The following is a 21351-nucleotide window of genomic DNA, read 5'->3' as shown; positions in this document are numbered from 1 at the left end:
CATATAAATGGAAGAAAAAGAAGAAATCTGGGAGCTTAGACTCTATGTCGCCGGTAAAACTGAAAAGTCCGTAACCGCCCTCTCGAATCTGAAAAGATATTGTGAAGAATATTTGAAGGATAAATATGTCATTGAAGTAATCGATCTTCTTTTGCAGCCACAATTGGCCGAAGGGGACCAAATCCTGGCAATTCCGACATTGGTAAAAAAAGTGCCCGAGCCGATCCGTAAGATCATCGGAGACCTTTCCAATGAAGAAAAAGTGCTCGTAGGATTAAATATACGCCCTGCAAAAAGATTAGAATGAGTGAACCCACAGATATAGAGCCGATTGATCAAGACGCGAATGACCCTCGTTACGTGCTTCGGCTGTTCATTACAGGCGCGTCCTTCAATTCCAGAAGGGCGGTTGTTAATGTAAAAGAAATCTGTGAACAGTATTTGAAGGGCGATTATTCGTTAGAAATTATTGACGTTTACCAACAAAAAACCATTGCTGAAAAAGAACAGATCATTGCCTTACCTCTATTAATCAAAAGTAAGCCGCTTCCAGTAAGAAGGTTGATCGGAGACATGTCCGATACGGAAAAAGTACTTAAAGGTCTGGGAATTTCGACTGCAAAATGAACAATCAAAAGACATACGAAGAGTTGGTTAGGGAAAATGAGGAGCTGCTTGCACAATTGGAAGAAGCCACTGAAACCATTCATGCCATACGATCCGGGCAGGTTGACGCGCTTGTTGTCAAAAATCCGGACGGCGGCCATCAGTTGTTCACGCTGAAAACCGCTGACCAGACTTACCGTGTTTTTATTGAAAAAATGAATGAGGGCGCTGTGACGCTGAATCACCAGGGCCTTATTCTGTATTGCAATTCAATGTTCGCCTCGATGATTGATATGCCGCTTTCCAAAGTGGTGGGCTTGCATTTCAGTGATTTCATCCCCGAACCATTCAAGGCAATTTATCTCGACCTTTTTAATAATGGCTGGGAAGAAGACAGCAAAACTGAGCTTTGCATCAGCAGGAATGGCGCCATGGTGCCCTGTCAGCTTTCCGTTACCATGCTGCAACTCGATGAAGGCCCGGCGTTAAGCGTGATTTTAACAGACCTTTCGTTCCAGAAAGAAATTCAGCAATTGCTTAAAATGAACAATTTGCGATTGGAAGAGATTAACGCGGAGCTCGAAACCAGCAACCACGACTTGCAGCAATTCGCTTCTGTGGCATCGCATGATTTGCAGGAACCACTTCGCAAGATCCTGATATTTTCGACCATGCTCAGAAACAAACTTATCCATGAGCTGACGGACGAGAATGTTAATTATCTGGACAAAATAATTGCTTCCTCGCTCAGAATGCGGAATATGATCACGGACATTCTGAGTTATTCAAGGCTTTCGACGCACTTGCACAATTTCTCGGTGACCAATTTGAATGATGTCGTAAACGAAGTGCTGGAAGATTATGAAATCTTGATCCAGGAAAGAAATGCGGACATTCAAGTCGATGATCTGCCGCAAGTTGAAGTTAACCGCGGGCAGATCAAGCAGGTTTTCCAAAACCTGATCAGCAATTCTATCAAGTTTTCAAAACCAGGTCAAAGGCCGGTTATTCGCATTTCGGGTGGATTAAGCGAGCAAAATGGCTCCGCATTGAAGGACGACGCCGCGCAACCAAACACTTGTTTTATCACGATTTCGGATAATGGAATTGGTTTTGATGAGCTGTATAACGAACGAATATTCTCACTATTCGAGCGGCTCAATACAAAGGACAAATATGAAGGATCAGGAATCGGGCTTGCCATTACGAAAAAGATCATTGACAAACACAACGGCAGCATCAGCGTGACCAGCAAAGAAGGACAAGGCGCAAGCTTTGAACTGACATTGCCTGTTTCCCAAGGCTAGCAGTTGACTTACAATCATTTTAAATGGCTGGTTACAAGGCGTTTTAACTCTTTTTAAGACTTTCACCTTCCCGGTAATGCATATTTTTGAGCTCAAACTCGATATGCAATGCAGCCCACCGACATTCAAACGCTTCAAGAATTACAGATTATTTCGAGGCATGCTAACGAAGCTAGCATACTCAACTGCTTTGACCACACAGCAACGCAAGGCGGGCGTGATGCGTTGAAAACGATGCTTTTAGCTCCAAAAGCCACAATTAGTGAGGCGCTACTAACGCAAGATTTGCTAAAAATCCTCGTCGCTGATATGCATTTGTTCAGCATTGAGGTTTCCCGAACTTATATCGCGGCTTCGGAAGCATATTATGATTCGAGCATTGCGTATTCGATGTCGCAGGACGTCTTTCAGCATTGGTTGGATACGATGATTTTCGCTTGGCGAAATCCTTCCGAATTCTATCTCGTTCGCAGCGGACTCATCGCAACTTTCCGCATTTTCAGGGCCGTCCAGGACATGGTTTTGCGCATTGATAATGTCGAAATCCCGATGCTGCTGCAAGATCACATCGACTTTTTGAGGAAGTTTTTCAAGACTTCGGGCTTCGCGTCTATTCTGAAAACAAAAGAAACTAAGCTTTCTCAAAGTTCGATTTTCCTGTGGGATTACCGCTTGCGGATTGCGCAGAAGAAGGATTTTCGCAAGTTGCTGGACTGCTGTTATTTGCTGGATGCCTATCATTCCATTGCAAAGACAGCTAAAATGCACAATCTGCATTTCCCTGAATTGGTAATAATGAAAAATGAACCGGTTTTCGAAGTGAAGAACATATGGCATCCGCTGATCGAAAAAGCAGTTCCGAACAGCATCCAACTTACGCAGCAAACGCCTGTGTGCATACTCACGGGCGCGAATACGAGCGGCAAAACGACTTTCCTGAAAACGGCAGGCGTGGTGGTTTATCTTGCTCATCTCGGCTGGCCCGTTCCCGCAGAGTCGGCGCGCATCTCGTTTGTTGACAGGATTTTCACTTCCATTCATTTGATGGACAATATCAGCTTGGGGCACAGCCATTTTTACGGTGAAGTAATCAGGATCAAGGATATAGCCACTGCATTATCAGCGCACGAATCGTGTTTTGTTATTATTGACGAGCTTTTTCGGGGCACGAATCAGGAAGATTCCTTTCATTGTTCTAAGACCGTAATCGACGGATTTACATTGCATAAGGGCTCCTTATTCTTGGTTTCAACGCATCTTTTGAATCTGATCCAGCATTATGTGAATGCTCCAACGATCTCATTCCGCTGTTTCAGGACGAAGATCATTGGCAATGATTTTGAAAATACATTTCAGATTGAAGATGGCATTTCGACCGAAAAACTGGGTCAGGTCATTTTAAGAAAAGCCGGCGTAGAAGCACTTTTGCATGCTCCGAAAGATTAATATTAAGTCCAAAACGAACATTAGAATTTGCTTTCAACCCAAACCGACAGCAGGCAGCAAATAATTAAACCAAACCAGATCCACGCTGAAAACTTCTTTCTTACGCCTTGATTTTCCCCTGAGATAGCAGCGGGTGTAACGACCTTCTCCCTGAATGCATTGTAGGATTTAACGAAATCTTTAACAAGTTCTGCATTATAAAGCTGCGCATTAACCCCTTGATCCTGAACAAATAACTCAACATTTATCGAATCATTCGCAGCAAGCCACCCAGCTTTTATTGGTTTGAAAATGGCTTTTGCAGATTTTGCATTCAATGCTGAGTATGCGGGATAGAGCGTGTCCGCAACTATTTCAAATGACTTTATCGGGTTTCGAAAATTGTTGAAATTAATTTCCGCTTTTATTCCAGCCAGGATCGGCACTGTCACTTCGATATTAGATTTAGACAAAGGCCGCATCGGCGCCAATATCGCGTTCCAAATGCGCTGATAAGCAACCGAATCTCCCGACAATTGCAGCGGAAAAGTTTCATTCAACAAGCTTATGCCAATGTTACCCATCGTTTTTTGAACGGCGAAAGGATAACCGGCAATCTGAAAATAACGGTTGGATGGCGCAAATTGATAAGGCAATGCGGTTAAGCCCGGCTGCACCGAAACGAACTCATCGGCAGAAGATTTCCGAACCTGAAAACGGGTCCCCAATTCAGCGTTAACCGCAGCAATCTCATCCGGAGCGTTTGTCAGATTCAGGAAAAGCACACTTTTTCCATCCGCTATAAACTTCTTAACTAATGCATTACGCGCATTTCCTGCATCCGTGACGATCAAATCCGGATCTTTGGATTTAATGTTGATCGTCAGCTTGCTTTCAACGTCTTTGGATAATGTAGCCGTGTAATTTACTGAGTTTCCCATTTTACCAAGCCAATTCGCCAGTGCGCGGCTTTCGAAATCAGGATTATCCAGAATAAACTGAACAGCAATGGGCTCAGCGGGTCGCGAGAAAAAATGCAGCGTGTCGGTAACGACATTATTTACAGTCAATTCGACTAATGTGCGTCCTAATGTAAAACCCGGAAATTGCAGTTTGTAATGTTGCTGTCCGGCATCCACCAATGTGCTGTCCAGCGTCTGGTTTCCATATTTTATTTTAATGAGCTGCTTTTCTGATGACTTAATATGGCCGTGCAAAACTTGCATTTCACCATTGCGAATGATTCCTTTCCATTGCAAATCATAAGGAATATCCTTTGCAAAATACGGGAACCAACTGATCGCATCCGGCAGCCGCTGCGACTGCATAATGGCGGGAAATAGCGTCGTATCAAAGTCTTGTCCAGCTAGAATCAATGTATCAATATTGCCTCCCTTCAAATCCTCCAAAACAATTTCACCTGATTTAGAAAGACTGTCTTTCAATTCATTAGCAAAGTCGCCGGGCACATCTTTTCCTATAACCAGCCCCGTGACCGTTTTTGGTTTTCTAACCACATAAGGCTGAACAATCAATGCCATTACGGCCAGCCATAGCAGCACATTTAATCCGGTTCGGAGCCAGAATCGCTGTGCCGAAACTTCCGCATTGCGTCGCGAAAACAGGAGCCACAATAGCATTGGCAACAGCGCGACAGCAAGTGCAAACACTAGCAGACTAAGCGGTTCGGACCAATTAAAATCAAATTCAATCATGCGTAAAAGATAAGCGGGCAGGCATTTTTGTGATCATTGCATTTTTTTCCGGAACGCTTGTTCCAATTTCTTTTCGCTGGAATAACTGCGCTTAATTTGCTCGGAGCGGTCCATGTATTTTACCAAATCGGTTTTTAAATGCTCCTTTTCTTTTGCAGAAAGCGCTTTTCCACTGACCAGCTTTTGTAAGGAAGCGATCATTTCCCAGTTGCCCATTCCACCGTTAAATGGTCCGCTGTTGATGAGCCGGTCCGAAAGCGCAGCGCCGGATTGTTGTAATGTAAGCTGCTGATCCTTAGTCAGTTTACCAATGTCAAGAAAGCCTGAAACAGCAGCTGCCAGTTGCGCTGTCGTTTTATTTTTAAACAAAACCACGTGAGTAAGGTCGCTGCTAATCTCCTTCATTTCCCCACTGAGGCGCTTTTCCTTTTCTTTAATCGGCGGCGGATCGTATCCACTTTTCTTAACATACGTGCGGGCCTTATGCTGCGCAGATTTTAAAAATTCAAGTGCCTTATGCTCAAACGGCAATGCCTTTTCGGGCTCATACATGCGCAAATGAAGTTCTGATTGCCACATTTGCTCCAACGCCATTTTCAACAAACTCCTCGTCGATTGCTCGTAAAAAGTGTTGGTTTCAGCATCGTCATGCGCGTGCACATACTGCTCCATCAAGGCCGCAAGCGGATCCTTTTCACCAGCCTCGCCCTCCTTTCCATGATCATGTCCTTCGTGCTCGTCCAGATGCCCAGGCTCGGAAGCACGACGTTCGGCAGCTTCTCCTTCTCCGTCGGACTTATGCGTAAATGCATCAAGCATATTGCCTCCATCCGCACCCGGCGGCGGCGCGCCTCCTCCGCCAATGCTTGTTTCAAATTCTTCACCCAAATATTGCCCGTAGCGCAATCGAAGCACTTTTTGGTCAAAACCAATTTCATTAGAAACCGATGCAAATTCTTTTTGAGGCAATTTTTTGCGCTTGGCAATCAGCTTTTCCGTGTCAATAATGATTTGCCGCTGACTCCGGAAATATTCAGGCATAATGTTCACCGCCATCGTCGCCAGTTCCGCCTCTTCCACCTGCGCTGTGTCTTTAAAAACGAGGAAATAAGTGTCTGATTTACTGAAATTGGCTTGCGGAGACTTATTATCAACTGCCGCCCAGTAATAATAAAGCTCATCCCCAGGCGCAAAATTAAGCTCGCTTAGGTTGATCTCTTTTTGCAAATTAGCTTGCTTAAAATCGGTTGGCGACAATGGAAATTTCACCTCGCGAAACTTAACATTCTCACCCGATCCTCTTGCCAAAGTCGCCACAATGAACGCTTGCTTTACGAGAAAGTCATCCGAGATTTTGGCCGAAACCTGAATGGTCTTTTTATCTTTTAGAAAATGATATTTGTAAAGCTCCTTGGAAGCGGGCTCAATTTTCGGAGGCAGATCAGGGATTGCTTCGAGCCGGTAAAATGCTGATTGATAGACCAGTGAATCCTTCCAGTAACCTTTAATGGCATACAAACCCGAGCCTGTAATGCGGTCAGCATGGGTGAAAACGTTATTTTTCCTGCGAAACGGAATCTCCTCTCCCCGATTATTGGTCAGCCGGATTTCGAGGTTTTTTGTATGACTAAATGTAATTGTCCACTCCAATGTTGAACCTGATATGGTGCTCACATTAAGGTCATTGGATTCTCGCTTGGGCAACTTTGTGTAAGCGGGAGGCATTATCGAAACCTTTGCAGATTCGAACTCCGGGGCCATCAACGGATTGGAATTTTTTGAAATTTCAGGTTCTTGAAAAGCTTCTTGCTCCTGGTTGCGATCGAAGTTTATTTTTGGATAAATAAAGTGGAATGCAATAGCGAATAACAGCAAACCCACATAAATGCCTAAGCCGCGATAGAGCTTCAAAAACGGAAAATCGAAATGCCGGTTTGCGATCCGGTCAACCTGCAACTGCTCCGCAATGTTCAGTTCGGGCTTTTCCAGCAAATGCAGACTATGCTCTGTGTCGCCAACATATTGATGAATGAGCAGAATTGCGGTCGATTTTTTGTTTTGATAAATACGCGTCAAAGCAATGCCGAACGCTAACCCCGCGAACCCTGCCAGAACACTCACAACATTTTCTGAACCCGCAAAAACCGACACAAAAAGATAGGCCGAAACAGCCAGTAACACGCAACGCAAAACCGCGCTGACATAAAGCTGGCTGGTCACTGCACCGATCAATTTTCTGAGTTCATGCATGGCTTTTACGAATGTTTTTGTGCAACGTAATCCATCGCTCTGCCATCAGCGTTAACACGAAAAAAAGTAAAAGCCATACATCATTAGGGCTCTTTTCGTCCATGTTCTTAGGTTTTATGGTTTCAAAGTTGGCGCGCAATTGGCCTTCACTCCATTGATTTTCATCTTTAATTAAACCAAAATGCGCGATCATTAGTCCGCCCAACCATTCGGGCAGCTCGCCGTTTCTCACAACATCCGATGTCGCAAGTCGCAAGGAATCCGTTACTTCGACAATGTTGCCAGCAACATTCAAATTATGCTGTTTCGGAATGACGTAAAGTATCTTCTGGTCATATTTTTCAATGAGGCTGTCTGTCAAAACCCAGTTGTATTTCACTCCTGCCCTATTTTCCCGATCAATTGCAAACGGAATCTTGTAAACATCCGCTAATGCTGCCAGTCCAGCCTCCACCGTCCGTTGCTCATCCTGATTTTTATAAGTTACAAGCACATTGAGCGCATTAGCGCCATTTTTTCCCTTCATTCCGGCAAAAGGATTGGTTTCCTTCTTGACCGAATCGGCAACAATATGAATGTTAAAAGCGCCTGGAAGGTAATATTTCCCGAAACTTTTCAGATCCTGAACATTGCTGATATAAATCTGAAAATCAGATTCCTGACCACCAAGAACATTGATCGTTTGCTGCAAAAAAGTCAGATCATCATCCTTGGGAACCGCAGTAATGTCCTGAATTTCCTGCTGCGATGCTCCAATCCAATAGACCTTTTCCCCCTTTTTCATCGCCGTTTCCAGCTCAAACCGGAAATTATCCGCTACTTTGGAATTGCCCTGCACCAAATGAATACGCTGCTTAACATTGCTATTTTTCAGCCAGTTAAGAACAGGCTTACTCAGAATGAGCGACAACAATATCACCAGCAAACAACGCAGCAGCAGCAAAGGAATTTCATCGAGACGAATGCCTCGGTGTTTTAATGAAGTCTTATCAGTAAGCCATTGCGAAGCTGCCCAAGCGATCATTTTACCCTTTTTCTGATACCAAAAATGGATCATCACCGGCAGCGCGACAGCGAGCATTCCCCAAAGCAAATATGGATTCAGGAACTCCATTAGCCTTTTCTTTTGGTTAAAAATGCTTTTAACACCATTCCAATGGGATCGCTCATGCGCGCGCGCACCAGCTGCACGTGCGGAATTTGAAGAGATTCTGTCAACTGCTGTAAATACAGATCAGCCGATTTTCGAAACCTTTCACGCACCGAAGCGGCATCCAGTTCCACTTCTTTTCCCGTTTCCAGATCTTTAAACCGATAAAATCCTTCCAGATTGAAGTCTGTTTCCTGGTCACCCAAAATCTGGAAAATAACGATTTCACGATGTGCATTGGCCAGCGATTTGATCAGTTGCAGCCATTCGTCCCCGGCTTGCAGAAAGTCGCTGACGAAGATCAGCTGCTCTTTTTTCTTCGATTGCAGTTCCGGAAAGTTAATTCCGTTGGCCTCTTCGCCTGCCGTTCGCCACGGCCCTTCTGCCGCAGTTTTCTCCAACCCGACCAATATTTTTTGAAAAGCCTGCCTGCCCGACGATGCCGCGCCTGTGGCCGAAATCGTTTGTATTGAGCTATTTTTCAATGTATACAAACTCATCTGATCGTTTTGAATGTAACACAAATAGCTTAGCGAGGCGAGCAAAATTTGTGCATAATGCAGGCGCGAGACACCATTTTCCGTGTAATTCATGGAGCCGGACAGGTCCAGCACAAACCGGACTTGCTTGTCACTTTCAGTGGAAGATTCGCGGACCAAATGCTTATCCGTGCGCGCAAAAAGCTTCCAGTCAATGCGTTTGGGATCGTCTCCCGGCACATAATGTCGATATTGCTCAAACTCCACCCCTATCCCCGACCGCTTGCTGGCGTGAATCCCGAGCATCAGTTCTTCGCTAACCAGCTTGCCAACAAGTTGCAAATTTTTCAGCTTGATCAGTTCAGATGCGAGAAGGCCGCTGGTTTTTGTCATGCTATCAACCTTTAATGGTCTTTAACAATTGATCAATGACCTGATCGGTGCCGATGTTTTCGGCTTCGGCGCGGAAATTCATGGCGATTCTGTGCCGCAAAACAGGATATGCCAATGTTTGAATGTCTTCGGGAATTACAGAAAAGCGTTCGTTCAGGACGGCGCGGGCTTTGGCGCATAACACGAGTGCCTGCCCCGCGCGCGGCCCCGCCCCCCAATCGCACCATTCTTTCACATATTCCGACGGACTTCCTTCCGGGCGCGTTGCGCGCACGAGCCGGTTAATCCACAAAATAAGCTCGTCGCTAATGTGAACCTGACGCGTTAGTTTTTGCAGATCAACGATTTCAGAATCTGTTAAAACGCGCTCGATATGGGCTTTAAATGATCCCGTTGTGCCTTTTAAAACGTCGAGTTCTTCCTGCTCATTGGGGTAATTCAGCTTAATATAGAGCAAAAAACGGTCAAGCTGCGCTTCCGGCAGCGGATATGTTCCTGCCTGTTCAATCGGGTTTTGGGTTGCAATGATCAGGAACGGGCTGGGCAATTCATAGTTTGTGCCGCCATAAGTCACCGATTTCTCCTGCATGGCTTCCAATAATGCTGCCTGCGTCTTGGGCGGCGTCCTGTTAATTTCATCAGCGAGCACAATGTTCGCAAAAATGGGCCCCTGATTGAATTTAAAAAACTTCTTACCCGTTTCGTGATCTTCTTCCAAAATCTCCGTCCCCACAATGTCGCCGGGCATCAGGTCAGGCGTAAACTGGATCCTTTTGAAGCTCATATGCAGCGCTTCCGACATGGTTTTCACCATTAAAGTTTTTGCCAGTCCCGGCACGCCTTCCAGCAGGCAATGTCCCGAAGCGAGCAGGGAGATCAGGATTTCATCAATCGCTTCTCGCTGCCCGACAATCACTTTGGCAATCTCTTTTTTCAGAAGCGGCAGCTTGGCAACGAGTGCTTTATAATGGGTTAGGTTGGTTTTTTCCAAAGCTTTTGGGACCGTCAGCACTCAGCCTCCGGCATTTTTTTAAAATTATAAATTTATAGACCGGCCGCTGAAGCGGACGGCGAAGTGGTGCTGGTGGCAGAATAACTGGCGTAAATATTCGGTCATTCAGCCCAGCGGCGCCGGCTCATTGATTCAATGCATAAACCACAATATTTACACCGAAACGTGTATCGTCCACGGCTAGAAATCGTTTGTTGCGGAAATCATAATCCCATTCGCAGCCGTAATCCTTATTACTATATAGCACACCAATCTTTCCATTGATCGTGATTGCTTTGAGATAATCGTGCACAAGATCGTCACCCCAGCCATTCAATTCGAAGGAAGTCGTTGGCGGGCCATCTTCGAACTTGAAAAAACTGCGATAAATCGGATGGTTATTGGGAATTTTCTGCAAGGCTTTCGGACCAAATGTCCGTTCCATTTCCTGCTCGAATGATTTGGCAAAAAGACCATCGATATCGTGGTTGCAGTCGTCGACAAAAACGAAGCCGCCATTTTGCACATATCGCCGGAAATGGTCCCGTTCCTGCGTAGAAAACTCGACGAGCTTGTGCCCGCTCAAATAGCAAAAAGGACTTTTGAAAATTTCATTACTATTCAATTGCACCACTTTTTCCTTCTCATCAATGGGAATGGTGGTGTATTCAACCAGCGAATGCAGCAAATTGGAGGGCATTCGCTGGTCGGTGTCCCAGTTTCCGGACGTGTATTGAATTCGTGTAAAGAAAAAAGGCTTCAAACCGCGTCGGAAAGTGAGGAAAATGTAAACTCTCTGATTTTCATAGGCGGAACCATATAATTCCTGTCCGATTCCGTGCTCACAACCCTTTCTGATTTACCTAATGTTTCCAGATTGTTCAGCATAATGACCGGACTTTCGTTAAAACGGAAGTTCTTAACCGGATGCTTGATGACGCCGTTTTCAATGTAAAAAGTGCCGTCGCGCGTGAGGCCGGTCAGCAGCAATGTTTGCGGATCTACTTCGCGGATATACCAAAGTTTGGTTACCAGAATGCCTTGTTTTGTAGATTTGATTAACTCCTCCATTGTCGCAGTCCCGCCTTCCATAATGACATTGCTAGGAAAAGGAACCGGTTTCACATTGTTTTTTTGCGCCCAATAACGGGAGTAAGCCATGTTTTTGACAACGCCTTTTTCAATCCAGCTCATTTTCTGCAATGGCTGCCCATCGCCTGCCCAGGGCGACGCCGGCAAGTCAGGGTGCGCCGGATCTGAGTAAATGTTAACACGTTCGTCAACGATTTTTTCACCCAGCTTCGTTTTTCCGCCCGGCTTGCTCAGGAATGAGCGACCTTCATCTGCGCTTCTTGCGTCAAAATTGAAATAAATATTTTCCAGCAAAACCGCTGCTGCCGTCGGTTCGAGAATCACTGTATATTTTCCTGGCTCCAATGCTTTGGCATTCATGGAACCCATTGCTTTCTGAATTGCAATGGTCGTTGCCGCGGCCGTATCCAGCTTATTTACATCACTATAACCTCTTGCAATGTAACCGGAACCTGTGCCATCCGGCGTGCGGACCGTTAGCGAAAAGTTGACGCTTGTGCTCGGATAATAGGCAAATAACCCTTTGGAATTCATCATTGCCGAATAGCCTTTTTGATTATCCAGGAAACCCGCCGCAGTTAAGTTTTTAGCTCTCGACAATTCCAGACTTTTCGCAACTGCATCGGCGCGTTTGTCTGCATTGATGCCAGCCGTAGATTCAAAGAAACCGGTTGATTTCATGTATGTCTGCGGGCCCAGAATGCTCACATACTCAGGATTTTCCGGTGCAAGCTGCGCAAGTTCTTCCGACCTGCGAACGACTTTCTCCAACGATTCATCGCTGAACTCATCAATGGTCGCAACGCCTACTTTTTTACCAAAAGACGATTGAACAGATAAATTTTGATTCACCAGCGAACCGCTCGTTGAAACTTCATTACGGGCATACCGCAGGTTCCCCGCTCCTCGCCCAGCAAATTGATTTCACATTCATCCGCCTTGGAATAAGCAAGCACCTTTTGCAACAATGCTTTTGCTTCTGATTCAGATAGTATGATTGACATTGGGTTAATGTTGAATGAGTGAATGATTGAATGACTGAATGTTAAATCGATTGAATGTAAAATGCCTATTCAATCATTCGATCATTCAGTCATTCGATCATTAAATTTTACGAGCTGTATTAATCACATTTACTCCATTAAAACGCGTGGTTGAGCTGCCGTGAGAGACGGCGCTGGATTGTGAAGGCTGGCCTTTTCCGTCGAAGAACGAACCGCCGAGGCGATAGTCTTTTTCGTCACAAACCTGCGTGCAGGAATTCCAGAACTCTTGCGTATTGGACTGATAAGCAACGTCTTTCAGCATTCCGGCGATCTTGCCATCTTTGATCTCATAAAATAACTGTCCGCCGAACTGGAAGTTATAACGCTGCTGATCAATTGAGAATGAGCCGTCACCAATGATATAAATGCCTTTTTTGACATCCTTGATCATGTCGTCAACAGACAATGGCGTTTTGCCAGCTGCTAACGAAACATTCGGCATCCTCTGGAACTGAACAGACGACCAGCTGTCGGCATAGCAGCACCCGTGTGATTCTTTTTCACCGATAATGTGTGCCTGATCGCGAATGGCCTGGTAATTAACCAAAACGCCGTCCTTCACCAAATCCCATTTTTTGGTATTAACACCTTCATCGTCCCAGCCAACCGCGCCCAGCGAGCCTTCCTGCAATTTGTCCGCAATCAGGTTGACTTGCTTGCTGCCATATTGGAAATTTTTAGATTGCCATTTGTCCAATGTTGCAAAGGAAGTTCCTGCAAAATTCGCCTCATAACCCAGCACACGGTCCAGTTCCAGCGGGTGCCCAACCGACTCGTGAATGGTCAGCCAAAGGTGTGACGGATCCAGAATAAGGTCATATTTTCCAGCTTCGACAGACTTTGCAGTCAGCTTTTCCTTGGCTTGCTTGGCGGCGGCCGTAGCGTCTTCCAGCATGTCGTAACCTTTGTTATAGCGCGTTGTTACGCCCGTGATTTTGTCGGAAGGATTGGCTTGCAGATAATCGTAGCCCATTCCCATCGGCGCGCTTAAAGAATTCCGGGTTTCAAATTTTCCGCTTTTCGGGTCAATGGCTGTTACATTGAATATCGGCCAGATCCTGTGCACATCCTGATCAATGTATGAACCGTCTGTTGACGCAAAATATTTTTGTTCGTTTACCAAAAAAAGCACTGAATTGACATAGTTAGCGCCGTTTTTCATGGCTGCATCATTCACCGAAAGCAGCAGATCCACTTTTTCCTTAATGGGCACTTCAAATGCATTTTTCTTGATCGGCGCCTTCCAGCTTACTTCGCCAAAACCCTTCTGCGGAGCCAGTTGAACAGGTTCCTTCATCAATTTTGCATTGGCTTTGGCGATCGCAACGGCAATCTTCTGCAGCTTTCGCCATTTGCGCCTCATTATTCACATCCACCACCGCAGCAAATCCCCAGCAACCATTTGCAATCACCCGAACGCCCACACCATATGACTCCGTGTTGACAATGTTCTGCACTTTATCTTCCCGCGTTACGACGAATTGATTGAGATAACGCCCGATCCGGACGTCGGCATAGGAAGCGCCTTTGGATTTTGCGGCATTCAATGCTGCATCAGCCAGTCGTTTTTTCACTGCGACATCGACGCTTTTTTCAAGAAATGCCTCGGGGGAAACATTCCGGCCCATTGCAAAGGCAGGCAACATGAACGCTCCGGTTCCGAGTCCAGCCAGTTGTATAAAGTCTCTGCGTTTCAAAGTATATATGTTTGCTAATAGTGACGAGTTGGGAAATTATACAGCGTCCGAAAGGCTGGTAAATGTAAAGTCGCGAATCTTTAACGGCGGCACCAGATTTCCTCCTGCACGCACCGGCTTACCGATCGCTTCCACATTATTGAGCATGATAACCGGACTTTCGTTGAAGCGGAAATTTTTCACCGGATATTTAATCTGACCGTTTTCAATGTAAAAAGTGCCGTCGCGGGTTAATCCCGTATAAAGCAATGTTTGCGGATCCACGGCGCGAATGTACCAAAGCCGCGTTACCAGGATTCCCTTTTCTGTTCCTTTGATCAGATCGGCAAGCGACTCATTTCCACCCTGAAATATGAATCCGGACGGTGGCGGGATGGCCTTAACGCCTTGTTTTTGAGCCCAAAATCGCGAGTAAGACATGTTTTTAACAACGCCATTTTCAACCCACATCACTTTTTCCTGCGGCCTTCCGTCCGCGCTGAATGGAGAACCCGGAATTTCCAGATTTTGGGGATCTGAATAAATGTTCACGCGCTCGTCAAAAAGCTTTTCACCAAGCCGTGTTCCGCCGCCTTTTTTACCTAAAAAACTTCTTCCTTCATCTGCACTTCGCGCGTCCATGCTGCGCATCATGTTTTGCAAAAGGTCCACGCCAGCCGTTGGTTCAAGGATTACCGTATATTTCCCAGGCTCCAATGCCTTTGCCGTCGACGAAGCCATTGCTTTTTGCATGGCAATTTCCGTCGCCGACGCCGTGCTCAATTTGGAAGAATCATTATAGTCGCGTGCTGCATAACCCGACCCTTTGCCGTCCGCCGTGCGAACCGTGATTGAGAAGTCGACAGACGTGGCCCTATTATATCCGAAAAGTCCCTTATTGTTTCCCATTGCTGAGAAACCAGCGGAATCTTCCATATAACCTGCGGCGGTCAGGTTTTTTTTAACGCATGGATCAATGCTGTCGAATGCTGCTTTGGCGCGGTAATCGGGGTTAATGGCTGCGGTGCTTTCTGCAAATGAATTGGTGTCCACATATTGCTGTGCGCCGAGCATAGGCACATATTCGGGGTTATCAGGGGCAAGTTTGGCGATTTCTTCTGCTCTTCGCACTGTTTTTTCCAGCGACGTGTCGTCAAATTCATTGATCGTGGATGTTCCTGATTTTTTACCGAAAACGGAGGTTACTGAAAGCGACAAATCGGTCGTTTCGCCGCTTGTAGAAACTGAATTTCGGGCATAACGAATATTTCCGGTCCTGTTACCGCTTAACCCGACGCTGATTTCGTCGGCTTTGGAAAATGCCAGGACCTTATCAATTATTTTTTTAGCTTCTTCTTTAGATAAAATGGCCATGTTGGTTCTGATTTTAAATCTTGCGTCCGGTATTGATGACATTCACGCCGTCAAAGCGGGACGTGGCGCTTCCGTGAGAAACTGCGCTAACCTGCGCTGGCTGCCCTTTTCCATCGAAAAACGAGCCGAATGTGCGGTAATCATCCTTGTCACAAAGCTGCGAGCATGAGTTCCAGAATTCCTGGGTGTTGGATTGATAAGCAACATCATCGAGCATGCCGGTGATCTCTCCGTTTTTAATCTCGTAAAAAACCTGACCGCCAAACTGGAAGTTATAACGCTGCTGATCAATGGAATACGATCCTCTTCCGATAATGTAAATGCCTTTATCGACACCTTTTATCATATCCATCACACTGCGTTTTTCCGTGCCGGGCTTCAAGGAAATATTCGGCATCCGCTGAAACTGTACTGAATTCCAGTTATCCGCATAGCAGCAGCCGTGCGACTCTTTTTCACCTATAATTTTCACCTGGTCGCGAATTGCCTGGTAATTGACCAAAACACCATCCTTAATAATGTCCCACTCTTTGCAGGGAACGCCTTCATCATCATAGCCGACGGCACCGAGCGTGTTTTCCTGTGTCTTATCGGCAACAATGTTTACAAGCTTGCTTCCATATTGGAAGTTTTTAGATTCCCATTTATCCAATGTTGCAAAGCTGGTTCCTGCATAATTGGCCTCATAACCCAGCACGCGGTCCAGCTCGGTCGGATGACCCACGGATTCGTGAATGGTCAATCCAAGGTGATTAGGGTCCAAAACAAGGTCATATTTGCCAGCGAGCACCGATTTGGCAGACATTTTTTCCTTTGCCTGCTTTGCTGCTGTAATCGCGTCTTCAACCATGTCATAGGAATTCCGGTAACCGACAAGGCCGTTGGGACCAGCGATTTTTTCGGAAGCCAGGCCATCCAGATATTCGTAGCCCATGCCCATTGGCGAGCTGATCGCGTCGCGGGTTTTAAATTTTCCGGCTGCTTTATCGGTGACGGTTACGGTGAATGTCGGCCAGATTCGATGCACATCCTGATCAATAAAAGAGCCGTCGGATGAGGCAAAATATTTTTGTTCGTTGACAAAAAACAAATTGGAAGTCACGAAGCCGGCGCCATTTTTCATCGCCTCGCCGTTGACATTCATTAATAGATCTATTTTCTCCTGAATGGGAATTTCGAATGCATTTTTCTTGATCGGCGTTTTCCAGGTTTTATCTCCAACTCCTTTTTGCTCAGCCAGAACCACAGGTTCTTTCTGGAATTTAGAATTGGCTTTTGCAATTTCGACCGCCGTTGCAGCACATTTCGCAATGCCTTCGGCCGTCACATCGCTAGTCGCTGAAAAGCCCCAGGTTCCGTTTGCTATTACGCGGATTCCGACACCATAGGATTCAGCATTAACAATGTTCTGAACCTGCTTTTCGCGCGTGAAAAGATATTGCTGCAAATAGCGCCCGATCCTGACGTCGGTGTAAGTTGCGCCTTTGCTCTTTGCTGCGTTCAGCGCAATTTCAGCGAATTTCTTTTTGGCAGCCACGTCGATCCATGGTTCGAGCAGGTGCGCAGCGCTCACAGGATTTCCAACGACAGGGACTGTGCCGAGCATCAAAGCTCCTGTGCCCAGCCCGGCCATTTGCATAAAATCTCTTCTTTTCATTAAAATTCAGGATGTAGATTGAAGACTTTTTTGGATGAAAAATGCCACCTGAGCAGTCAGAACATTATACAGGCGGCAGTTCGTCCGGATTACTAATTGAAAACACAATGTAAAAAATATTTCCAACAAATATTGCTGTGGCAATTTTTTTCCAAATTTTGTCAAAACAAAAAGCAGCCTGTCCATAACGGGCAGGCTGCTGTTCAAATAATGCTTTATCAGATCGAATGGGTGATGATCAGGCGTCTTAAATCCTGTTCATCCCAGGGTTTGCTCACATAACTGTGAAAGTAACCCTTGACTTCCGCGTGTTTAAATTCGGCGCTGTAAGCTTGTCCGGTCATCAAGACACGAATGCTTTCCGGAAACTGGCCGGACACCATTTTAAAAAATTCCAAACCCGTCATATCAGGCATCTGGTGATCGGCGAAAATGACATCAATCTGCTTTTCGTTTAGAATTCTCAGACCGGCATCCGTAGAATCCGCGACATAAACGGTCGCGTCGCGCCGGAAGGAGGCTTTAAACGAGTTAAGATTATTGATCTCATGATCAATGTAAAGTATGCTCATAATATTCTGATAGTGGGTTACGTTGCGGCTAAAATTACAACATTTTACTAATCACAAATAGTTTTACAAGCATTACTTTACAAAGCCCTATTATATAAGTTTAATAATGAGTTACTTACCAGCTGCTAACGACCATATTGTTGTCAGACTCGTAGTATTCCTGCCACACGTCTAATAGATTCGGATCACCTTCCCAAGCCGAGCCATCGAAGTTTGTGATCTGGCTTTTGTCTAATTCCTGGTTAAAAATCACGTGGTGAATGTTGCCGTCTTTGGTTCGCATAAATGCCTTAATAGCATATTTGCGCACATAAGTCGTCTGCCATTTACGCGGATTTGGCAAAGGCGCTGCAACCGCTGGCGCATCATAAAATCTTCTGTAAAATTCGGCAATGGCCTCGTCGTAATTCGATTCTAGCGATTGATTTGCTTGGAAAATATCGGACTTGAAGAAGTCCCGTAATTGGTCTGGAGTCGGTTTCATCGCTGGATCTTTATCAACATGCACTGGACAAATGGTTGTCCCTCATGTAATATACGCTAAATCCCGCCGCAAAAGCTATGTGCGCCTTAGAATAATTGAACCAAGGCCGTTTGGTAATCGGCAGGCTGTTTAGCCGTTTTGCGTTATTTTCAAGGATTTGGTTTCGCCTATTTGCAGCATCCATTTACAAAACCAGTAAAGCATTTATGACAAACCAAATTTTTACAAACCGCTTATCGGCCGCTTCTCTGCTGCTCATGTTTTCAATTTCGTTGAGCTTAATTTCCTGTGAAAGGGAAGACATTTCGCAGCAAAACAATCCCAATGAAGTGGTCAAAGAAAATGCTAAAATCGCCGCTGCCGAGCAATTCCTGAGTGAAACCACCCAGCCAGGCTATGCCATTACAGACATTCAATATAATGCTGATAATTCGCTCAAAAGTTACAAAACGGACGGTGTTTACACGACAAATCTGTCTTACGGATCAAATAAGGTCATTTATACAACATTTTTGGGTGGAAAAAAGAGCTCAGAAATTGTGTATGAAATGGTTAATAACATAGCCGTGCGAAAATCAGAGTCATTTTTCACCAGCGGAGGCAATGTCACCGATCAGATTGTGACTGATTATGCTTATAAATCCGGGAGATTGTTTAAAGAATTTTACCGTGAAAACAATCTGCCAGATGGTTATCTGGTCTATTACAATGATGGCGTGAATGTCACATTTCAGGAGCGATATGACGCGAACGGAAATCTGATGAATAAGGTGAGTTATGCTTATTATCTCAAACTAACAGACAAATCGAAGCATCTGAGCCAGTTTAATTTAAAGATGGATGCGAAGCTTTTTCCCGTGTTTTCAACAAATCTGATTGAAACCAAGACCTTAAAGAAGGCCGGCAACAACCCGGTTATTACACATTTCAATTATGTGTTGAACAACGAAGGTTATCCAATCAGCGGAGACGTAACAGGCCCATATCCTTACAACTGGACGAGCGTTTGGCAATAGGGTTGGTTATTGGTCTACGATGCAAACATACAGGCAGCGCTACGTCGAAAGCCGGGGTGAACCGTTTAGTGAATCTAAATGGCGAAGCTCCAATAAGTTGGCCCATTAGAAGTGCAGATGTGAATTATAAGCAATGCTTATAATTCACATTATGAGGCAGTTAATCATAATTTTTACCATAAAAACTCATTAGAATCAGCAGGGAATTTCATAGATTTACCTGTCGCAAATTTAAGTCATTTAACACGCTAACCATGAAAATTTCAGAAAGTAAGTCAGGGCATAACAATGTAAAGGATTGGGATTCACTTGTGTCAGCAGCCATCTCCACCTCCTTCGGGGGAGCATTCTTAGGAGGAAGCTTATTTAATATAACAGGTGCGTTGATTGGCGGAGCATTCGGGATATTTGTTGAGGTCTGGTCGTTCTATCAATCCCAGAATTCTCAACCTCAGAATGAATCTTGTCGTTAATTTTTCTCATTCGAGTGGATCCACGTTACCCGATTTTTGGCTCAATTATTTAAGGAGTTTGTATCACTGCAATGCATCTGTCGAACCTTTGAAGGCGCATTAAAAAGCTCGATATCCTCAAACCTTCCGCGTTGGATACGCTATCTCGCATTAAGTCATTCAGGAAGCAGACCGGCCCACAAGCATCACCTTCATCGAAGAATTCCCGAATGCAGGCGACTAAATCATCCTTTTGAGTTTCGAGCATCTGATGCCGTAAAACACTAATTGGCCGATTCGTCAATGCCGATTCAATGTTTGTTTTTGATTCTTGCGCCGTTGTCATACATTTACAGTGTTTAATTATTACTGATCCCCCGGAGCATCGCGGCCTCAGAAACTTAGAAGCTCCGGGTTTTTCTTTATCAATGATCAGTCGATTTTTCCGACAAAATTTGAGCAAAAAATTTAGTTTGGTGTGAATGTTATCTCAACCTTTACATCAACTTTACCAAAATCTGACAGAATTTCAGTCATTCGTTTTTCTGAAATTCCTTGCTGATAAGTATAATCTTTCCAGGCACTCGTATATCTTCCCTTTTTAACATCGGGAGGCAGAGTCGGATAAATAGTTTTCGCCCAATATTCAAATGCATCTTTCATCGTTGAGAATCTCTTCATGCTCAAATGTAATTAAAAAGTCGGAAATTCCGACAATTTTTTTTCAAATTTTACGTGCAAAAATTATGGAAGATTTGTCTTGGCCACGTTGTACTGAGTAAACATTCCCACTTTTAATCACCTCTAACACTTCCTTTGCCAACTGACGTTTGTATTCGTCTGAAATGTTTTCCATTCCATATTTTCCAATCTTTGGATGGACGAAAGCTAGATATAGACAATCGTCCTTGACAACAATGTAATAGTAAGCCCGAAACCCGCCGGAACCGTTAAGCCGCTTTTTCAAAAACGGGTCTTGCGCATGGCCGTTTAGCCTTATGCCGCCTAGCTTATTCTGTTTATCGCAAAAAAAGAAATCAATCAGATCCTGTGAAAGCGTTTTATAGTAACTATTCTTAACGAGCCTTTCAAATTGGCTCTTAAAATTTTCGGTACAAAAGATTTTCATTTACAATCTCGACAGCTCGTCAAAAATTTCATTGTAGCCGTCGAGTTTGGGGAGTGTTATAATTGCGGATTCAACATCCTAATGGTTTCTTTGAGATCATCCAGGACGAGTAAGAATTGTGTGAGATCTTTCAGTTGTCTGATCTGCATGCAGCGAAGCGCCATATTCCTGCTCTTCTTTGTAATAAAGCTTGGCGATTTGGATAAGTTCCATAATCGAATTCCGAGTTTGGTCATCAGGAATATCGAGCCATGTTATGTCTTCTAGAAATCCAATCAGTCGTTCAATAGACTTTACCTTCTCCCGCAATTGAACTTGCATTACTTTCGACGCCAAGTGCTCTGCATTCCGCACATTTTTAGGAGTTGATGCAAAATTTTTATCTGCCTTATGGGAATAAGGCCGGATGTTCCTGCTAAGCGTATGAAAGCTTGAATGTGATGGCGTCATATGTTAGTGCGTTAGTATGTGTATGCTACAAAGGAATCTAAGGTTTCCTTGTGCAATAATAAGCAAGATTGTCAAAAAGGACAAGCA

The 21351-nt window shown here is 44.8% G+C and carries 19 protein-coding genes and 2 pseudogenes; 6 read left to right on the top strand and 15 right to left on the bottom strand.

Annotated elements, in window-relative coordinates; genetic code table 11:
• Positions 1 to 7 precede the first annotated feature (7 nt).
• The 4 genes from AC0IYG_RS08765 (at position 8) to AC0IYG_RS08750 (ending at position 3359) form a co-directional block, all read left to right on the top strand.
• Positions 8 to 307 (top strand): circadian clock KaiB family protein, encoded by a 300-nt coding sequence (locus AC0IYG_RS08765; protein WP_471710715.1) that lies wholly within the window; start codon positions 8 to 10, stop codon positions 305 to 307.
• The gene (locus tag AC0IYG_RS08760; protein ID WP_471710714.1) at positions 304 to 627 is read left to right on the top strand and encodes a circadian clock KaiB family protein; all 324 of its coding nucleotides are present in this window, start codon (positions 304 to 306) and stop codon (positions 625 to 627) included. Before AC0IYG_RS08765 ends, AC0IYG_RS08760 begins: the two co-directional genes overlap by 4 nt.
• Positions 624 to 1913 carry a sensor histidine kinase gene (locus AC0IYG_RS08755; protein ID WP_471710713.1) on the top strand — a complete coding sequence of 430 codons (1290 nt, stop codon included), beginning with the start codon at positions 624 to 626 and terminating at the stop codon, positions 1911 to 1913. The genes AC0IYG_RS08760 and AC0IYG_RS08755 overlap by 4 nt, the downstream gene beginning before the upstream one ends.
• Positions 1914 to 2021: 108 nt before the next feature.
• Positions 2022 to 3359 carry a MutS-related protein gene (locus tag AC0IYG_RS08750; protein ID WP_471710712.1) on the top strand — a complete coding sequence of 446 codons (1338 nt, stop codon included), beginning with the start codon at positions 2022 to 2024 and terminating at the stop codon, positions 3357 to 3359.
• 20 nt (positions 3360 to 3379) lie between these two features.
• Here the strand turns inward: AC0IYG_RS08750 and AC0IYG_RS08745 are convergent, their stop codons facing one another.
• The 12 genes and pseudogenes from AC0IYG_RS08745 to AC0IYG_RS08690 all read right to left on the bottom strand — a co-directional run bounded on the left by AC0IYG_RS08745 (position 3380) and on the right by AC0IYG_RS08690 (position 18217).
• On the bottom strand, positions 3380 to 5053 hold the full coding sequence (locus tag AC0IYG_RS08745) for a hypothetical protein (protein WP_471710711.1): 1674 nt from the start codon (positions 5051 to 5053) through the stop codon (positions 3380 to 3382).
• 33 nt (positions 5054 to 5086) lie between these two features.
• Positions 5087 to 7303: a hypothetical protein gene (locus tag AC0IYG_RS08740; RefSeq protein WP_471710710.1), complete on the bottom strand. Its 2217-nt coding sequence runs from the start codon at positions 7301 to 7303 to the stop codon at positions 5087 to 5089.
• Entirely contained in the window at positions 7296 to 8417 is a 1122-nt protein-coding gene (locus tag AC0IYG_RS08735) for a BatA domain-containing protein (RefSeq protein WP_471710709.1), read from the bottom strand. Before AC0IYG_RS08735 ends, AC0IYG_RS08740 begins: the two co-directional genes overlap by 8 nt.
• Positions 8417 to 9325 carry a DUF58 domain-containing protein gene (locus AC0IYG_RS08730; protein WP_471710708.1) on the bottom strand — a complete coding sequence of 303 codons (909 nt, stop codon included), beginning with the start codon at positions 9323 to 9325 and terminating at the stop codon, positions 8417 to 8419. The genes AC0IYG_RS08735 and AC0IYG_RS08730 overlap by 1 nt, the downstream gene beginning before the upstream one ends.
• 4 nt (positions 9326 to 9329) lie before the next feature.
• Entirely contained in the window at positions 9330 to 10316 is a 987-nt protein-coding gene (locus AC0IYG_RS08725) for an AAA family ATPase (protein ID WP_471710707.1), read from the bottom strand.
• A gap of 145 nt (positions 10317 to 10461) precedes the next feature.
• Positions 10462 to 11079, bottom strand: coding sequence for a DUF4159 domain-containing protein (locus AC0IYG_RS08720; protein ID WP_471710706.1), 618 nt, complete (start codon positions 11077 to 11079; stop codon positions 10462 to 10464).
• Positions 11076 to 12412, bottom strand: a pseudogene (locus AC0IYG_RS08715) (TldD/PmbA family protein). Before AC0IYG_RS08715 ends, AC0IYG_RS08720 begins: the two are co-directional and overlap by 4 nt.
• A gap of 100 nt (positions 12413 to 12512) precedes the next feature.
• Positions 12513 to 14151: pseudogene (locus AC0IYG_RS08710) on the bottom strand (TldD/PmbA family protein).
• Between the two features lie 36 nt (positions 14152 to 14187).
• Positions 14188 to 15504: a TldD/PmbA family protein gene (locus tag AC0IYG_RS08705; protein ID WP_471710705.1), complete on the bottom strand. Its 1317-nt coding sequence runs from the start codon at positions 15502 to 15504 to the stop codon at positions 14188 to 14190.
• 13 nt (positions 15505 to 15517) lie between these two features.
• Positions 15518 to 17161 (bottom strand): TldD/PmbA family protein, encoded by a 1644-nt coding sequence (locus AC0IYG_RS08700; RefSeq protein ID WP_471710704.1) that lies wholly within the window; start codon positions 17159 to 17161, stop codon positions 15518 to 15520.
• A 218-nt stretch (positions 17162 to 17379) separates the two neighbouring features.
• Positions 17380 to 17733, bottom strand: coding sequence for a response regulator (locus AC0IYG_RS08695; RefSeq protein ID WP_471710703.1), 354 nt, complete (start codon positions 17731 to 17733; stop codon positions 17380 to 17382).
• Between the two features lie 115 nt (positions 17734 to 17848).
• On the bottom strand, positions 17849 to 18217 hold the full coding sequence (locus AC0IYG_RS08690; RefSeq protein ID WP_471710702.1) for a hypothetical protein: 369 nt from the start codon (positions 18215 to 18217) through the stop codon (positions 17849 to 17851).
• A 206-nt stretch (positions 18218 to 18423) separates the two neighbouring features.
• Here AC0IYG_RS08690 and AC0IYG_RS08685 point away from each other — a divergent pair, with 206 nt between their 5' ends.
• Positions 18424 to 19233, top strand: coding sequence for a hypothetical protein (locus tag AC0IYG_RS08685; RefSeq protein ID WP_471710701.1), 810 nt, complete (start codon positions 18424 to 18426; stop codon positions 19231 to 19233).
• A gap of 254 nt (positions 19234 to 19487) precedes the next feature.
• Entirely contained in the window at positions 19488 to 19706 is a 219-nt protein-coding gene (locus tag AC0IYG_RS08680) for a hypothetical protein (protein ID WP_471710700.1), read from the top strand.
• Positions 19707 to 20153: 447 nt separating this feature from the next.
• On the opposite strand, the gene AC0IYG_RS08675 is transcribed toward AC0IYG_RS08680, so the two are convergent.
• The 3 genes from AC0IYG_RS08675 to AC0IYG_RS08665 all read right to left on the bottom strand — a co-directional run bounded on the left by AC0IYG_RS08675 (position 20154) and on the right by AC0IYG_RS08665 (position 21264).
• Positions 20154 to 20366, bottom strand: a complete 213-nt coding sequence (locus AC0IYG_RS08675; protein ID WP_471710699.1) for a hypothetical protein — start codon at positions 20364 to 20366, stop codon at positions 20154 to 20156.
• 43 nt (positions 20367 to 20409) lie between these two features.
• Positions 20410 to 20814, bottom strand: coding sequence for a hypothetical protein (locus AC0IYG_RS08670; RefSeq protein ID WP_471710698.1), 405 nt, complete (start codon positions 20812 to 20814; stop codon positions 20410 to 20412).
• Between the two features lie 96 nt (positions 20815 to 20910).
• Positions 20911 to 21264, bottom strand: coding sequence for a hypothetical protein (locus AC0IYG_RS08665; protein ID WP_471710696.1), 354 nt, complete (start codon positions 21262 to 21264; stop codon positions 20911 to 20913).
• Positions 21265 to 21351 lie beyond the last annotated feature (87 nt).

It is taken from the genome of Dyadobacter sp. AC419, from assembly GCF_979253085.1.
The sequence above is the reverse complement of the archived record's forward strand: the minus strand, read 5'-3'. Positions and strand labels throughout refer to the sequence as shown.

What these genes read in the sequence shown, in the direction of transcription:
- AC0IYG_RS08765 (WP_471710715.1), top strand. Translation starts at nt 8, where the DNA reads ATGGAAGAAAAAGAAGAAATCTGGGAGCTTAGACTCTATGTCGCCGGT.
- AC0IYG_RS08760 (WP_471710714.1), top strand. Translation starts at nt 304, where the DNA reads ATGAGTGAACCCACAGATATAGAGCCGATTGATCAAGACGCGAATGAC.
- AC0IYG_RS08755 (WP_471710713.1), top strand. Translation starts at nt 624, where the DNA reads ATGAACAATCAAAAGACATACGAAGAGTTGGTTAGGGAAAATGAGGAG.
- AC0IYG_RS08750 (WP_471710712.1), top strand. Translation starts at nt 2,022, where the DNA reads ATGCAGCCCACCGACATTCAAACGCTTCAAGAATTACAGATTATTTCG.
- AC0IYG_RS08745 (WP_471710711.1), bottom strand. Translation starts at nt 5,053, where the DNA reads ATGATTGAATTTGATTTTAATTGGTCCGAACCGCTTAGTCTGCTAGTG.
- AC0IYG_RS08740 (WP_471710710.1), bottom strand. Translation starts at nt 7,303, where the DNA reads ATGCATGAACTCAGAAAATTGATCGGTGCAGTGACCAGCCAGCTTTAT.
- AC0IYG_RS08735 (WP_471710709.1), bottom strand. Translation starts at nt 8,417, where the DNA reads ATGGAGTTCCTGAATCCATATTTGCTTTGGGGAATGCTCGCTGTCGCG.
- AC0IYG_RS08730 (WP_471710708.1), bottom strand. Translation starts at nt 9,325, where the DNA reads ATGACAAAAACCAGCGGCCTTCTCGCATCTGAACTGATCAAGCTGAAA.
- AC0IYG_RS08705 (WP_471710705.1), bottom strand. Translation starts at nt 15,504, where the DNA reads ATGGCCATTTTATCTAAAGAAGAAGCTAAAAAAATAATTGATAAGGTC.
- AC0IYG_RS08700 (WP_471710704.1), bottom strand. Translation starts at nt 17,161, where the DNA reads ATGAAAAGAAGAGATTTTATGCAAATGGCCGGGCTGGGCACAGGAGCT.
- AC0IYG_RS08695 (WP_471710703.1), bottom strand. Translation starts at nt 17,733, where the DNA reads ATGAGCATACTTTACATTGATCATGAGATCAATAATCTTAACTCGTTT.
- AC0IYG_RS08690 (WP_471710702.1), bottom strand. Translation starts at nt 18,217, where the DNA reads ATGAAACCGACTCCAGACCAATTACGGGACTTCTTCAAGTCCGATATT.
- AC0IYG_RS08685 (WP_471710701.1), top strand. Translation starts at nt 18,424, where the DNA reads ATGACAAACCAAATTTTTACAAACCGCTTATCGGCCGCTTCTCTGCTG.
- AC0IYG_RS08680 (WP_471710700.1), top strand. Translation starts at nt 19,488, where the DNA reads ATGAAAATTTCAGAAAGTAAGTCAGGGCATAACAATGTAAAGGATTGG.
- AC0IYG_RS08675 (WP_471710699.1), bottom strand. Translation starts at nt 20,366, where the DNA reads ATGAAGAGATTCTCAACGATGAAAGATGCATTTGAATATTGGGCGAAA.
- AC0IYG_RS08670 (WP_471710698.1), bottom strand. Translation starts at nt 20,814, where the DNA reads ATGAAAATCTTTTGTACCGAAAATTTTAAGAGCCAATTTGAAAGGCTC.
- AC0IYG_RS08665 (WP_471710696.1), bottom strand. Translation starts at nt 21,264, where the DNA reads ATGACGCCATCACATTCAAGCTTTCATACGCTTAGCAGGAACATCCGG.